The 15,467-nt window shown below is 42.1% G+C and carries 10 protein-coding genes and 1 tRNA gene; 9 read left to right on the plus strand and 2 right to left on the minus strand.

All coding sequences use genetic code 11. The features are described 5' to 3' along the window. Positions 1 to 106 precede the first annotated feature (106 nt). The 9 genes from B4Q04_RS05000 to B4Q04_RS05040 all read left to right on the plus strand — a co-directional run bounded on the left by B4Q04_RS05000 (position 107) and on the right by B4Q04_RS05040 (position 10,278). Positions 107 to 3,328, plus strand: coding sequence for a DUF1553 domain-containing protein (locus B4Q04_RS05000; RefSeq protein ID WP_201723373.1), 3,222 nt, complete (start codon positions 107 to 109; stop codon positions 3,326 to 3,328). A gap of 9 nt (positions 3,329 to 3,337) precedes the next feature. Beyond that, a complete protein-coding gene (locus B4Q04_RS05005) occupies positions 3,338 to 4,816 on the plus strand; it encodes a DUF1501 domain-containing protein (RefSeq protein ID WP_013993363.1) in 1,479 nt (492 codons plus the stop codon). Positions 4,817 to 4,821: 5 nt separating this feature from the next. After that, positions 4,822 to 5,889 (plus strand): twin-arginine translocation signal domain-containing protein, encoded by a 1,068-nt coding sequence (locus tag B4Q04_RS05010; protein ID WP_088696389.1) that lies wholly within the window; start codon positions 4,822 to 4,824, stop codon positions 5,887 to 5,889. Positions 5,890 to 6,008: 119 nt separating this feature from the next. After that, positions 6,009 to 6,545: a RidA family protein gene (locus B4Q04_RS05015; RefSeq protein WP_088696153.1), complete on the plus strand. Its 537-nt coding sequence runs from the start codon at positions 6,009 to 6,011 to the stop codon at positions 6,543 to 6,545. A 3-nt stretch (positions 6,546 to 6,548) separates the two neighbouring features. Continuing rightward, entirely contained in the window at positions 6,549 to 7,559 is a 1,011-nt protein-coding gene (locus tag B4Q04_RS05020) for a TRAP transporter substrate-binding protein (protein ID WP_013993366.1), read from the plus strand. Then, entirely contained in the window at positions 7,549 to 8,013 is a 465-nt protein-coding gene (locus B4Q04_RS05025; protein ID WP_088696154.1) for a TRAP transporter small permease, read from the plus strand. The genes B4Q04_RS05020 and B4Q04_RS05025 overlap by 11 nt, the downstream gene beginning before the upstream one ends. Continuing rightward, complete coding sequence (locus B4Q04_RS05030; RefSeq protein ID WP_013993368.1) at positions 8,010 to 9,284, plus strand: TRAP transporter large permease; 1,275 nt, start codon at positions 8,010 to 8,012, stop codon at positions 9,282 to 9,284. The genes B4Q04_RS05025 and B4Q04_RS05030 overlap by 4 nt, the downstream gene beginning before the upstream one ends. An 11-nt stretch (positions 9,285 to 9,295) precedes the next feature. Beyond that, on the plus strand, positions 9,296 to 10,114 hold the full coding sequence (locus B4Q04_RS05035; protein ID WP_013993369.1) for an alpha/beta hydrolase: 819 nt from the start codon (positions 9,296 to 9,298) through the stop codon (positions 10,112 to 10,114). A 92-nt stretch (positions 10,115 to 10,206) separates the two neighbouring features. Continuing rightward, positions 10,207 to 10,278, plus strand: a tRNA-Arg gene (locus B4Q04_RS05040). Positions 10,279 to 10,418: 140 nt separating this feature from the next. Here B4Q04_RS05040 and B4Q04_RS05045 read toward each other — a convergent pair. Both B4Q04_RS05045 and B4Q04_RS05050 read right to left on the minus strand, forming a co-directional pair. Continuing rightward, positions 10,419 to 13,757, minus strand: coding sequence for a VCBS repeat-containing protein (locus tag B4Q04_RS05045; protein ID WP_088696155.1), 3,339 nt, complete (start codon positions 13,755 to 13,757; stop codon positions 10,419 to 10,421). Positions 13,758 to 13,848: 91 nt separating this feature from the next. Continuing rightward, positions 13,849 to 15,456: a RagB/SusD family nutrient uptake outer membrane protein gene (locus tag B4Q04_RS05050; RefSeq protein WP_088696156.1), complete on the minus strand. Its 1,608-nt coding sequence runs from the start codon at positions 15,454 to 15,456 to the stop codon at positions 13,849 to 13,851. Between the last annotated feature and the right edge of the window lie 11 nt (positions 15,457 to 15,467).

Here is a 15,467-nt window from a genome sequence, read left to right on the forward strand (position 1 = left end):
TAAAGATAATTAAAATTATTAACAGTTAATAAAACTGTTTTTTAACGGATTAACAGTTAAAATCGAGGCGTATATTGATAAAAATTCCAAACCAATGCGATTTTTATTGAGACTAATTTTAACGCTCTGTTTGTTGTGTTTAAGCAGTTGCGGATGGAATGCACCTGAAGAAATCGAGGAAGCAATGACTCGTTTACCGGAGAAGGTGGATTTCAATTACCATGTAAAACCGATATTATCGGATAAGTGTTTTGCCTGCCACGGTCCGGATATGGCCAATCAAAAAGCAGGTCTCCGGCTCGATATAGCCGAAAGTGCCTACGAGGCTTTAAAGGGGTCTGGGAAACATCCTATTGTACCCCATAAACCTGGGGAGAGTGAAGTGGTGGCCCGGATTTTATCCGATGACCCCGATTTGAAAATGCCGCCAGCGGAGTTCAACGTGGCCTTGAGCAAGAACGAAATTGCCACCCTTACCAAATGGATCGAGCAGGGAGCCGAGTACAAACCGCATTGGTCGTTTATACGTCCTCAAAAGGAAGCGGCCCCTGAAGTAAAACATAAGGAATGGGCAAAGAACGACATTGACCGGTTTGTGGTCGACAGGTTGGAGGCTATGAACGTAGAGCCGTCCAAGAAAGCGGAAAAGGAACACTTGATCCGCCGCCTGAATTTTGATCTGATCGGCCTGCCGCCTACGTTACGGCAGATCGAAGATTTTGTCAATGACACTTCGGCCAACGCATACGAAAAAGTGGTAGACCGTCTTTTGGCCTCTCCCGCCTATGGGGAACGTATGGCTTCCGAATGGATGGATGTGGCCCGCTACGCCGATAGTGATGGTTACCTTGATGATAAGCATCGTGATTTTAGTCCGTATAGGGATTGGGTCATAAAGGCCTATAATGAGAATATGTCGTATGAGCAGTTCGTAACCTGGCAGTTGGCAGGAGATCTTATAAAGAACCCATCGCAAGAAAGTATTTTGGCAACTGCCTTTAATCGTTTGCACAAAAAAAATTCCGAAGCGGGAATTGTCTTTGAGGAATACCGCGTAGAGTATGTAGCCGACAGGACCTTATCGGTTGGAAAGGCATTTTTAGGCTTGAGTGTGGAATGTGCCAGATGCCACGATCATAAATATGACCCGATAAGTCAAAAAGACCACTATGAGCTTTTTGCCTTTTTCAACAGTACCAACGAAATCGGAACCCCTGTTTATGGGCCGGGGCAAGTGCCGGGACCTTCACTCTTACTGACCAACGAAGAGGAAAAAAAGGTATTGGAGTTTATTGATAGGGATATCGATCAAACTAAAGGGCAATTGGTGTCCGTTGAAAGGGAAACACCTGAGATTGTTAAGACCTGGTTGAACAATCCTTCGGAAGTAAAGGCAGAGCTAGAAAAGGTTTTAGGGAAAGGACTGCAGGCCAGTTTAAATTTTGATTCGTTTGCAGCACGGGATGAAAAGTCGTACAAGGTTCAAAACAGCGGAGGAAACAGGCAAGCCGTAGCGGTAAGGGAACCTATAATAGAGGATGGACTAGAAGGAAAGGCTGTTTTTCTGGGAGATTATACTACACTGGGAATGCCCGATAAAATAGGTTGGTTCGATCAGTCCGACCCCTTTACGGTTTCCGTTGCCATAAAGCCGGGTAAAAATTATGAAGAGGCTTCTATTTTTACACATTGTGAGGAATCAAGGCAGGGATTGAAAGGCTATTCCATGCATTTAGAGGATAACCATCTCAAGTTTATCATTGCCCGTTCTTGGCCTTTTAATTCCATACAGCTAAAAACAAAGGATCCCGTTCCCGAAAAGGAATGGCATACCGTAACCGTTTCCTATGATGGGCTGGGTAAAGCGGAAGGGGTGCATATCTATATTGACGGAAAAAAAGTGCCGGTAGCGATTGAAATAGACAACCTGTACAAATCCATCCTATTTAAGAAAAATGTACATAATTACGCATTCGGAGGTTTCAGGTTAGGAGTAAGTGGCAAGTTCAAATCCTTTAAAGACGGGGGGCTCGATAATCTTAAAATATACGAGCGACAATTATCCGACCTGGAAGTGCTTTACAGCCTTTCCCCTGCAAAGGCCATGGAGGAGGTAAAGAAAAATAATGAAGCCTTACTGACCGATTTTTATTATCAAAGTATAGATAAGGATGCGGAAACTACACGAAAAAAAATACAGGAGCTGCGTAAAAAACAGCTCGATGAATTGGAGCCCATAAAGGAGATTATGGTGTTGGGCGATTTACCGGAGCCCAGGCCCACTTATGTACTTGATCGCGGTATGTACGATGCCCCTACGGAAGAGGTGCAGCCCGATGTACCGGAAGTGGTTATGCCCTTTAATAAAGATTTGCCCCGAAATAGGCTGGGGCTGAGCCAATGGTTGTTCGATAAAAATAACCCCTTAACGGCAAGGGTCTTTGTAAACCGCTTATGGCAAATGCACTTCGGTCAAGGTTTGGTGTCTACTTCCGATGATTTTGGAAACCAAGGCAATTTACCTTCGCACCCCGAATTATTGGATTGGCTGGCCGTAGAATTTATGGAGTCGGGTTGGGATATTAAAAAAATACATAAGCTGATGGTGATGTCCGCTACCTACCAACAAAGCTCGGAACTGACTCCCGAATTGCTGGAAATGGATACGGATAATATTTGGTTGGCCCGAGGGCCGAGTAGACGTATGACCGCAGAAATGGTAAGGGACAATGCCTTGGCCATTAGCGGACTGTTGGTCTCTAAAATCGGAGGACCGAGCACCTATCCCTATCAACCTGAAGGACTGTGGGACGAAATCAGTAACAAGCCCTGGCGTTACCGCTACAAACAAGAACCGGGTGAAGGCTTGTACCGAAGGAGCCTTTATACCATCTGGAAGCGAACCTCCGCGCCTCCGTCAATGCAAATTTTTGATGCTGGCGATAGAAGTGTATGTGCCGTTAAAAGAAGGGAGACCAGCACGCCTTTACAGGCCTTGGTCTTACTGAACGATCCCCAATTTATAGAGGCGTCATATATACTTGCCGAGCATCTTTTAGAGGAAAACAACGGCAATGCCGAGATACAGTTGCAGAAGGCGTTTCAGTTGAGTACCGGTAGAAAGGCCCGGCAAAAGGAAATGGCCGTCTTAAAAAGATTTCTAGATGAGGAGCTGGAACGGTTTTTAGAGAAAAAGGAAGATGCCATAGCCTATTTGAACATGGGCGAGACCAAGATCAAGAGTGCCTCTGATCCGGTCAAGGTGGCCGCATTGGCCACGGTCATTAACGGAATTATGAATACAGCCGAAGGGTTTACCATACGATAAGACGAACTTATGAGAGATTTTCAAGAACAAAAGAAGTTTGAAGATACCCGCAGGGGCTTTTTAAAGAAAGCGTCCTTGGGTTTTGGTTCCATTGCTCTATCGAGTCTATTGGGGCCTACCGAATCCTTTGCCAATGATTTGTTGATGGCCAAAACCCCACCATTGGTCAATGCGAACGGGGGCGCATTGGGCGGAACCCATTTCCCGGCCAAGGCGAAACGTATTATTTATTTGTTTCAAAGTGGCGGGCCTTCCCAAATCGAGACCTTTGATTACAAACCGGCCTTGGAAAAATGGCACGGTCAGGAAATTCCCGATTCCGTAAGGGGAATGCAACGTAATTCGGGTATGGTGACTTCACAAAGTACCTTTCCCTTGGTGAAATCTATTTTCGATTTTAAGCAATACGGTGAATCAGGGGCTTGGGTAAGCGAGCTTTTTCCGCATACCGCCGGGGTGGTAGACGAACTTTGTATCATTAAATCAATGTATACCGAGGCTATCAACCATGAACCTGCCGTAATGTTTATGCAAACGGGCTCCCAATTGAGTGGGAGGCCTTCAATCGGATCTTGGTTGAGCTATGGGCTTGGTAGCGACAATAAAGACCTGCCCAATTTTGTCGTGATGCTCTCCAAGGGAGGAGGTGCCCAGCCCTTGAGCTCGGCAGCTTGGGGCAATGGCTTTCTGGCTTCCCACCACCAAGGGGTGCAGTTTCGTTCCGGAAAGGATCCGGTATTGTATTTGAACAACCCACATGGGGTACACGAGCACGACCGTAGACGGGCCTTGGATCATATTTCGGAATTGAACAATCAGCAATATGATATCTGGAAAGATCCCGAAATCCAATCTAAAATTAATCAGTATGAAATGGCCTACCGCATGCAGAGTTCGGTGCCTGATGCCGTAGATACCTCTGATGAACCCGATCATATTTACGAGTTATATGGAGAAGATGCCAGAATTCCGGGGACCTATGCGGCCAATTGCCTGCAGGCAAGACGTTTGGCCGAGAAAGATGTGAAGTTCATACAGTTGTACCATATGGGATGGGACCAGCATGGCGGACTTCCCAACGGTATAAAAAGACAGGCACTGGGTACCGACCAGGCCACCGCCGGTTTGATTACCGACCTAAAACAACGCGGACTCTTAGAAGATACCTTAGTGGTCTGGGGAGGGGAATTCGGCAGAACCAGCTTCTCCCAAGGTAGGCTTACCGCCGATAATTACGGAAGGGACCACCACCCTGGCTGTTTTACCATGTGGATGGCCGGTGCCGGCGTAAAAGCGGGAATGGTCTATGGCGAGACCGATGATTTTAGTTACAACGTTGCCCAAAATGGGGTTCACGTACATGATTTTCAGGCTACCTTGTTGCATTTGTTGGGGGTAGACCACGAAAAGCTTACTTTTAAGCACCAAGGAAGAAGATTCCGCCTGACCGATGTTCATGGTCATGTAGTGAAAGATATATTAGCATAATGCGCATGACAACGAGAAGAGATTTTATAAAAAAGACAGGTATGGGTACGGGAGGCGTTTTGGCCATGTCTTCAGTACCATTCTATATCAACAATCCAAAGGCAAACCTGGGCAAGGAAATTATTGGCCATGGAGATTTTAGGTATAGGGTAGAGGTCGGTTGGGGCGATCTAGATCCGAAAAAACATCCTGTCAATAATTGCCATGAAATGGTAATCGACAAAAAAGGCAGGGTCTTTATGCTTACCGATCACGCCAAGAACAATGTGCTGGTCTATAATAAATCTGGGGAGTTGTTGCACAGTTGGACCCTGAATTTGCCGGGTGCACATGGTCTGGGCATACATGAAGAAGGTGGGGCGGAATTTTTATACATCACCGATCCCTCTTTAGGGAGGGTCGTAAAGACCGATTTAGAGGGTAGGGTAGTCCTAGAGGTAGCCTCGCCCGTATCGGCGGGAATTTACGGGGAGCACGCGCCCTTCAGGCCAACGGAAACCGCCATAGGTCCCAATGGGGATATCTATGTGGCCGATGGCTACGGTTCGCAATATATTTTACAGTACGATTCCAAGGGTAATTTCATTCGCAAATTTGGGGGCGATAGCTTTCTCTCCAAGGAAAAATTCAAACAGGCGCATGGGGTAGCCTTAGATAATAGAGACCCATCAAACCCGACCTTGCTGTGTACGGCCCGCATAAAAAACTCGTTCAAACGCTTTTCCCTTGAAGGGGAATTCCTTGAAGATTATTATATGCCGGGACTTTTTGTGAGTCGGCCCGTAATCGACGGAGATAACGTATATTCAGGGGTTTGCTTTGGAATGGAAGAAGGTAATTACAATTTGCAGGCGAACAAGGGCTTTGTTACTATCCTAGATAAGGATAATAAAGTAATCTCTAATCCGGGTGGTACTGAGCCGGTTTACGAGAACGGAAAATTGAAGTTGATGTTCCAAGAAAACCCCATTTTTAAGCATTGCCATGATGTGTGTGTAGACAATGATAAGAATCTATATGTTTGCCAATGGAATGCGGGTGGAATCTATCCTTATAAGTTACATCGAATTTAGAAACTGGTTTCATATATGAAACTAATTGAAATTCATTAAAAGTTTGTTTTCTGTTTTTTAGGATGTTAAGGAATGCAAGAAATCCTTATATTGTAGCTCTAAGATTGAACTCAAACTTTATGAAAGGACTATTTTTAGTTGTATGTATTTCCGTTTTTACTTCGTTTAACGGATTCGCTCAAGAAGAAACCGAATATAATCCCGAAGCCAAACTTTTAGAATTGGGAATAGAACTTTCAAAACCTTCTGCCCCTATGGCCAATTATGTAAATGCGGTACGTACGGGAAATCTTATCTTTTTATCCGGAAAAGGTCCTACCAAAGCCAATGGAGAAAATATTACGGGAAAATTAGGGGCCGACCTTAGTATAGAAGAGGGTTACGAGGCAGCTAGGGTAACGGGTATCAATCAAATTTCGGTCTTGAAAATGGAGTTGGGCGACCTGAAAAAAGTAAAGCGTATCGTCAAGGTACGCGGTATGGTAAACGCCGTCCCCGATTTTACCGATCAACCCAAAGTCATCAACGGATATTCAGATTTAATGGTAGCGGTCTTTGGCGAAAGGGGAAAGCATGCACGTGCCGCCGTGGGCATGGGTTCTTTGCCCGGCAATATTGCAGTGGAAATAGAAATGGTAGTTGAGGTAGAAGATTAGATTATGTTTGATCGTAGATGGTTCCGCCCTGTTTTCAAAAAGGCCTTGCCCTGCCTTTTTGCCTTGTTAAGTCTTAGTGGTTGTAAGCCGGATAAAGACGAACCTGAATTTTTGTTACGCACCGCCCTTTTGGTGAACGAAGAGCATACTTGGTACAAGGCCTTTGTCTATTTCGGGGAAATTCTCGAAGAACGCAGCAAAGGACGTATCAAGGTAGAAGTATATCCTTCCGAACAATTGGCCAAAGAAATCGAAGCGATCAGGCTGATTCAGGCCGACGTTATCGATATGACGACCACGGGATCTACCCTTACGAATTGGTTTGAAGTGGCTACCTTCTGTGAACTTCCTTTTTTGATGCAAGATTCTACCGATATGAACCGGTATATCAATGGCCCCATAGGTAAATTGATGGAAGAGGAAATGATCAACAAATCGGGACTTCGACCCTTGGGCCATTTTGAACGGGGACCCAGACACCTTACTTCAAATAGGCCTATACGGCATCCCGACGACTTAAAGGGACTCATAGTTCGCGTGCCGAACGTTCCTTCTTTCGTAACATTGTGGAAAGCCCTGGGCGCGAAACCTACACCTATGGCCTTTTCCGAGGTTTTTACCTCGTTGCAGCAAGGTACCATAGAAGCACAGGAAAATCCGTTTGCCTTGATCAACAACGCAGGTTTTGCCGAAGTGCAAAAATACTTGAACCTGACCGGGCACGTCATGAGCTGGGTCTATCCGGTCATGGGCGAAAAACAGTTTCAGCGACTCCCTCCAGATTTAAAGGAAATTTTTTTGGAAGCGGCCAAAGATATGCAGGCGTATGAGCATCGTCTCTTTTTGGAGAACGAAAAGAAAGTACAGGATGCCCTCAAGGCCAAGGGCATGGAGTTTATAGAAGTGGATAAGGAAGCCTTTCAACAAAAATGTGAGGAGGCCATTTACAACAGTCTTTCTCCTGAAATGCAAAAGATATACGATCAACTCAAAGTAGAGAAAGATGCTTCATAAAACAATAGGACGTATTTTAAAAATAGGCGTATTATTGAGTACATGGGGCCTTATCGCTACCGTGCTCTTGCAAATTTTCTGCCGGTTCACTCCTCTGGACACCCCCTCTTGGACAGAGGAAGCTTCACGTCTCTTTTTTATTTATGCCATGTCTTTTGGTGCCGGCCTGGCCATGAAAAACGAGTACTACGTTCACTTAGATATGTTCTATAGCCGTTTTCCCATAAAAATGCAACGGTGGTTGGTTCAGGTCATTCCGGTAGTCGTTTTGGTTTTATTCGTGGTCATGGCTATCTATTCCGTGCAATTCGTGTTGTTGGGCATTCCTGAGAAATCGCCCAGTATGGGCTTTAATATGGGGGTTGCCTTTTTTAGTATGGTTATCATGTCGACATCCATTAGTTATTACCTCTGGAAAAAAATCCAAAGAAATTATAAAAATTCGAAATCATGATTTGGGTCCTTGTCGTAGTATTTGTGGTATGTCTTGTCTTGCGGTTTCCCATCGCCTTTGCACTCGGACTCTCTTGTTTGGGGTATATCTTGGTAAAGGGCATTCCCTTGATCATTGTGCCCATGAAAATGTATTCGGGCATTGATGTATTTGTTCTATTGAGCGTTCCTGGCTTTATTATGGCAGGGAACCTTATGAACCATGGCGGTCTGACCGAAAAGATAATTACCTTTTGCAACCATTTGTTGGGCCATATTAGAGGTGGACTTTCCTTAGTGAATATTGGGGCTTCAATGTTATTTGCCGGTATTTCGGGTACGGCCATTTCAGATACGGCCAGTATGGGGTCTATTATGATTCCGGCTATGAAGAAAGAGGGCTATGACACGGGTTTTTCATGTGCGGTTACGGCGGCTTCCTCAACTATTGGCCCGATTATCCCACCTAGTGTGCCCATGATCATTGCGGCAACCTTGAGCGGACTCTCGGTAGGAAAACTGTTTCTTGCCGGTGCATTGCCCGGCTTGTTGTTGGGGGTGGGCCTATTGATTACGGCCTATGTCATATCCAAAAAGAAAAATTATCCTAAACACGCCAGAAGTAGTTTTAAGCAGGTGGCCCATGGTTTTGTCGATACGTTTTGGTCACTTTTAATGACCTTTATTATTTTGTACGGTATTATTGGGGGTATTTTTACTCCCACCGAAGCCTCGATAATCGCAGTAGTCTACGCCTTGGTTATCGGGAAGTTCGTATACAAGCGGTTGAGCTTTAAAAACATTCAAGTCGTTTTTCTCGACAGTATGAAAACCTCGGCCTCACTTATGGTGTTGGTGGGCTTTGCCAACTTATTCGGCTATATATTGATCACGGAACAGATTCCGCAAAGCATTTCTAGTGAAATATTGGGCTTTACCGATAATAAATATGTGGTACTGCTGTTGATCAATATTCTCTTGATCGTGGTGGGTACTTTTATGGAGACCATTGCCGCTCTTTTGATCTTGTTTCCCATCTTATTAAAAGTGGCCTTGGCCGTAGATGTAGACCCCATTCACTTTGCGGTCATTGCCGTACTGAACCTGATTATCGGTTTGACCACCCCGCCCGTAGGGGTATGCCTGTTTGTGGCGTCGAGCATCGGTAAGATATCTATCGGGGAAGTGAGCAAGGCCGGACTGCCCTTTTTGGTGGTCAGTTTTGTGGTGTTGACCTTGGTGACCTTGTTTCCTTGGTTTTCCTTGGTGCTACCCAATTTATTCATGGATTAAACCGATTTCTTATGAAGATGATTAAAAACCTTATTCTTTGCGTCTTCTCTATGGTCATGACCATGGCTTTTGGCCAAGAGGCGTATGTGCTGAAAAAGAACATTCCTTATTACCCCGAAGCTATCCGTTCTCAAGATGCCTATGTAAAAGAACGGTGCAAGTTAGATGTATACTATCCGAAAGATTTGGTCAATGCTCCGGTAGTGGTTTGGTTTCATGGAGGGGGACTCAAAAATGGAGAAAAGAATATCCCTGAGGGGTTGGAGGAAAAAGGTATTGTTGTGGTAGCGGTCAATTATCGTATGCACCCGAAAGTGAAACATCCGGTTTATATTGAAGACGCCGCGGCGGCAGTGGCTTGGGTATTCAAGAATATTTCTGTCTATCACGGGAGTGCTGATAAAATAGTGGTATCAGGCCATTCGGCCGGCGGATATCTCGCCAGTATGGTGGGACTGGATAAGTCGTATCTCGGAAAACACGGGATAGACGCCGATAAAATTGCGGGCTTGGCACCTTTGAGCGGACATACCATAACCCATATGACCATTCGTGAAGAAATGGGAATAAAGGAAACACAGCCCATCGTGGATAAATTTTCTCCCCTGTTCCACGTACGGAAAGATGCTCCCCCAATGTTATTGATTACGGGCAACCGTGAGTTAGAGCTCTTGGGGCGATATGAAGAAGTAGCCTACTTCTATAGAATGATGAAGGTTGTTGGGCACACCGATGCCGTGTTGATGGAGCTTGACGGCTATGGTCACCTTATGGTTTATCCGGCACTGCCTTTGCTTGTAAATTTTGTAAAGGAAAAATCAGAAGGGTAAGCCAACAATTTTATCTAAAAACAATATAAAATTAGTTGCCCAGTTTTTTCGGCACACGCAAAAAAACTTTATTTTTGCAGTCTTATTAAATTGGCCTCGTAGTTCAATGGATAGAATAGAAGTTTCCTAAACTTTAGATGCAAGTTCGATTCTTGCCGAGGTCACTTTTTAGTGTTGAGAAAAATTCAGAATAATGTCGTATACTTTTTAGTTGTCAGAATTCCACATGGTAGTGGGGCAATTTTTAAACCCCTCTGTTATTTCCATAGCATCAATACTAGCGACATTCATATAAATTCTTCTATTAGTTCGTTAAAAATATTTTTGCTTCCTTATTATATTGGGTAGCCATTAAAAATTGCTTCCCATTTCTATCGCTTCCTTTAATTAGGTGGTTAGATTGCCCTGGGACGTAAAAACCAGATTCTTTACTTCTTACCACCATAAAATCATTTTCAATTCGCTTAATTAATAGGCCAGTTAATGCATCTTGATTTCCGTAAAGTGTTTCTGAAGTCACATCATTACCCACAATTAGAATATCTAAATTACTATCGCCGTCAAAATCATCTATTAATATATCTTGAACCGGAGCTACTTGGCATTGACTGGGAAGCGACATCAATCTAAATTTTCCTTTGCCTAAATTCTCTGCATAACTACTCTCAAAAATAGTTGCTTGTAATGTTTCTTCTGATAAGTCCTCAATTTTAAGTAGCTCTTGAAAATTTGCATTCGTAAAAGATTCATAGGTTGTATATTCATTTTTTAGAACGGTCAATTGTTTCATGATATCGTCTCTAGTATGTACCGGTAACAAGATGTCTCCTTTTTCGGTATTAAAATATTTTGCCAAAACAGGATCAAAACTTCCATTTTTATCAAAGTCGTTCTTATATAGATAAATTGGTTGGGCTTGTGTTGGTTTCATAAAACCATTTATACCTTGATTTCCGATTATAAAATCTATATCGCCATCTTTATCAATGTCAGCGGCAACTATCTTGTTCCACCACCCAGAGGTGTTTATTTGCTGGTCATTTTCATTTAACCAGGTAATAGCCATTGGTTGTAAGCTACCCTTGTGATTTTTAAAAATAGTAATTTCCATAAACTCACCAACCACAATCAAATCTTTCCAAGAATCGTTATCTACATCTTCCCATACAGCGCTAGTTACCATACCTAAGTTTGAAAAGAGTGATTCGAATTTCTTGCTGCAACTGCCTTTGTCATTAATTAAAAGGGAGCTTTCCGGTAACAAAGGATATGCTTTTGGCGTTAACCGTGCCCCCACAAAAACATCTACGTCACCATCTTTGTCAAAATCTTCTACGGCAATCACACTTGTACTTTTGCCTCCTTTGGGCACTATGTTTTTACTTTTAACAAAGACGCCTTCACCATCATTTAAATATATTCTATCTTGATAATACTTGGAATCTTTTTCAAATCTATTACCACCACTGGCTACATAGAGGTCTAAATCACCATCCATATCAATGTCGAAAAACACAGCCGCAACATCATCGAATTCCGGTTCTAAAAATTGAGATGGCATATACACACCTTCCTCATTTTGAAACCAAATACTACCTGGTTTTCCGCTATAGCCTCCAATGAATAATTCATCACCAGCTACCCCGTCAACGTTGGCGGCAACAATACAAGAACTTTTTGGCGTATGTTGTTTTACCAATAAATGTTGAAAAGTATATTCGTTTAAAAGAGTATCGTCTTGTTTGTAATTTACCATTGTTGTATCTGATGTGAACAACAATTTTTTCTCTTTAGGGTATGCGGCTATATCAGATGCTTCGGTCTGATTCAATGTCAAAACCTGATTGGCAGCTACATTATACTTTATTGTAGTTTTACCGTTAGGCCACCTTACTTTTAAAGAGTCTATTATAGTGTCTTTTAATCCGAAATGTACAATGGGCTCCATTGAAGATAAGTACCCTCTGATAACAGATTGATATTGATTTTGTTCGATGCTCTTATTATATAATGAGATTTTAGCCCCAATTGCCTTTGAGTTTTGCACGCCGCCGTTAAGTCGAATTCTAAGATAATTTGCTTCGTTTGTTTTTGATGTTGTATTCTCTAAAACAAAGGCCTTCTCATTAATATTATTGACTACCAAATCTAAATCTCCATCATTATCTAAATCTGCATATGCTGAACCATTGGAGAAAGATGCTTTCTCACTTATCCAGGTTTTAGACACATCATTAAAGTGCTCATCAGCAACTTGCTCATAAATAAAATTGGGAAGATGAATACCTGGTAATTTAGATACTGACTCCTTTACCCTTTTACTTCTTGCTTCTTGTGTGCCAAATATGCCGTTATCATTTGAGTAGTTGATAAAATCTAAATCTGTAATATCTTTTACATAGCCGTTGGTAATGTAAATATCTTTATCCCCATCATTATCAAAATCTACCATTAATGGAGCCCAGCTCCAATCGGTACTTGAAATGCCTTTTTGAAAACCAACTTCGCTATACTTTAATGGCTTTTTCCCTATGAATCCGTTGCCCAATTGAAGCGTGTTGTGCATGAATTGATTTGTATACGCGTTAGTTTGCGACAGAAGGTATTTATCATAATTCATGCTCCCTAACATCAACTTCTGCCTTTTGTATTGATTTGGCAACATATCAACCACCAAAATATCTGGTGTAGCATCGTTATTTATATCTGCAATATCTACACCCATGGCATTATACGTTTCATGGGACAGATAATCTTTACTAGATTCTATAAAAGTTGGATGATCAGTCGTAATAGTTGCATTATTAATATACAGTAGATCATCTGTAATGAAATCATTGGACACATAAATATCGGGCAAGTTGTCTCCATTAAAATCATGTATGCCTACACCTAGACCAAAGCCTTTGCCCTTAATATTTAAACTGTCTGACACATTTCTAAACACCGGGTGCCCCACACCTTCAATAGTCTCGTTCTTTAGTAGATAATCTGCCAAATGACCGGGCAAGTATTTTTTGGGCATTGGTGTATTTTTATCATGGGTAGTATTACCGTTATGAACAATATACACGTCTAAATCACCATCTAGATCATAATCAAAAAAAACGGCTTGCTGGGCATAATTAGCGTCATCTAAACCGTAGGCTTTTGCTTCTTCCTTAAAAAAAGGTAAACCATCATCATCCAGCCCCTGATTTATAAATAACAAATTAGGACAATCGTTGTTGCAATTTGCACCACCTACATTTAGGTAAATATCATCCCAACCATCAGAATTTATGTCTACGATTGAAACACCTGTAACCCAAGAATCAGTAAAAAACTTAGCTTTTTCGGATATATCCGAAAAAGCTAAGTTTCCATTATTTAAATAGATTTTTGAAGAAACTTGGTTTCCTGTAAAAACAACGTCTTGTAATCCGTCATTATTAAAATCACCTATACCGACACCACCTCCGTTATAACAATATTGAAAATCGATAATGTTTATTGAATCATTTTCGATAATGGTGTTTTGAAAGTGTATTTGGGAATGTTCAGCAGTTATTGAAACGAAACGTGACAGTTTTTTCTCATATTTGGATGAACATCCGAAAAGAAGTAGTACTCCAAAAATCGGGTATATGGCTTGTCTAAACATATTTGTCTTTTAAAAATAGTCTCTTTTTAATAAAAGCCAAGTAGACTATGCTACTTGGCTTTTGAACTCAACAAACTACTCATAAAACTTTTTAATATCCTTGATTTTGGACTAAATTGGGATTTGACTGTAGTTCACTCTGTGGAATGAAAATCAATTCATGCTTGCCAGATTGAAAAGCACCACCGGCAATGGACTTTGGATGTGGACCTTCATGCGCTGAATTAGTACCTAAATAGGTTTCTGCTAGATTCCACCGTACCAAATCAAAGAAGCGGTGGCCCTCTCCTGTGAGTTCCATTACACGTTCATCTATGATTGCCTGACGCATATTTTCTTGATTCAATCCAGAAACAGGAGTTATTTGGGCCCTAGTTCTAACTTGGTTTAAAAAAGGTTCAGCTTCGGACGGTCTATTTTGTTCATTAATAGCCTCTGCTAACATTAGCAAGACGTCTGAATAACGTATGATTCTCCAGTTTGGACCGTAATCGTCACCTAAGAAACCAGTGGCTCCAACAGGTAGTTCTAGGCCGGAATATTTACGGGAAAAAATTGGCTCCAAGCCAGTATTCTGTGGTTGGTCCAATAACGAATTTACTGTCTCAATATCTGTTGCAAGACCTTCTGAAAAAGGTATGTCTACATTAACAACACTGTTTGGATAATCATATGCCAAGGTTGCATTTCTTCTTATCTCATCATTGTTTGTTTCAAATACTTTTTTTACCCACGGGTTGATTACATGGCCATTATCTGGTGTTTGACTTGGCGGAGCATACTCAATAACAAAATTACCTTGGGTTCCTGCTCTCGGTATGTCTTGACCCCAAACGAAATTACCATTACCAATTGGATGGTATTGCAATTCAAAAACAGATTCGCTATTGTTCTCGTTTGTTTGCGTAAAATTTTCTTGATATTGCTCAGAAGGCAACAGATTGTATGGGCCGTTATTCACAACTTCTTTGAAAGCAGCTTCAGCCAGGGCATACTCGTCAGTATTAAGCAAACCACTTCTGTACAGATGGCTTTTACCCTTCAAAGCAGTTGCCGCCCAACTTGTAGGCCGACCCAAATCTTCTTCAGACCAACTTTTTGGCAATAAAGACTCGGCTTGTTGCAAATCCGCAATAATCAAATCCCATACGGCTTGAGGTGAAGCCTGAGATGGAAATAACTCCTCATCGTTCTTAGGGTCTGGGGTTTTATCCACTAAAGGAATATTTCCGTACATATTGACCATATAGAAATATACGAAGGCCCTAAAAAAATGTGCTTGCCCCAATATTTCGTTACGTTCACTTGTACTCGGAACATTTTCTTCATTGACGTTTTCGAGAATGGAATTTGCACGAAAAATCGATTTATAAGCTTCTTCCCATGGCTCTTGCGCCCAACGTGCCACACCAGGACTTCCCTGAAAGGTTGAAAGCGAAGTATTACCTCCGGAGGGAATAGGATTTATGGCGTCTGTTCTCAACAATGCCCCAACGTGTACAATACGTCCCCAGAAAAACGTTCCGGTGATTGGGTGATACATTCCGTTCACAGCTAATTTTGCATCTTCTGCGTTTCTCCAAAACCCTTGCACAGCAATTTCATTTGGATTTGTTTGATCAAGAATTTCATCACTACATCCGAAAGGAATGAGTAATGCGATCACCGCAATGATTTTAAATTGTTTTATAGTTATCATAGTCTTTATTT

It is taken from the genome of Zobellia sp. OII3 (assembly GCF_002211465.1).
GTDB lineage: Bacteria > Bacteroidota > Bacteroidia > Flavobacteriales > Flavobacteriaceae > Zobellia > Zobellia galactanivorans.

What these genes read in the sequence shown, in the direction of transcription:
- B4Q04_RS05050 (WP_088696156.1), bottom strand. Translation starts at nt 15,456, where the DNA reads ATGATAACTATAAAACAATTTAAAATCATTGCGGTGATCGCATTACTC.
- B4Q04_RS05035 (WP_013993369.1), top strand. Translation starts at nt 9,296, where the DNA reads ATGAAGATGATTAAAAACCTTATTCTTTGCGTCTTCTCTATGGTCATG.
- B4Q04_RS05020 (WP_013993366.1), top strand. Translation starts at nt 6,549, where the DNA reads ATGTTTGATCGTAGATGGTTCCGCCCTGTTTTCAAAAAGGCCTTGCCC.
- B4Q04_RS05010 (WP_088696389.1), top strand. Translation starts at nt 4,822, where the DNA reads ATGACAACGAGAAGAGATTTTATAAAAAAGACAGGTATGGGTACGGGA.
- B4Q04_RS05025 (WP_088696154.1), top strand. Translation starts at nt 7,549, where the DNA reads ATGCTTCATAAAACAATAGGACGTATTTTAAAAATAGGCGTATTATTG.
- B4Q04_RS05030 (WP_013993368.1), top strand. Translation starts at nt 8,010, where the DNA reads ATGATTTGGGTCCTTGTCGTAGTATTTGTGGTATGTCTTGTCTTGCGG.
- B4Q04_RS05005 (WP_013993363.1), top strand. Translation starts at nt 3,338, where the DNA reads ATGAGAGATTTTCAAGAACAAAAGAAGTTTGAAGATACCCGCAGGGGC.
- B4Q04_RS05045 (WP_088696155.1), bottom strand. Translation starts at nt 13,757, where the DNA reads ATGTTTAGACAAGCCATATACCCGATTTTTGGAGTACTACTTCTTTTC.
- B4Q04_RS05015 (WP_088696153.1), top strand. Translation starts at nt 6,009, where the DNA reads ATGAAAGGACTATTTTTAGTTGTATGTATTTCCGTTTTTACTTCGTTT.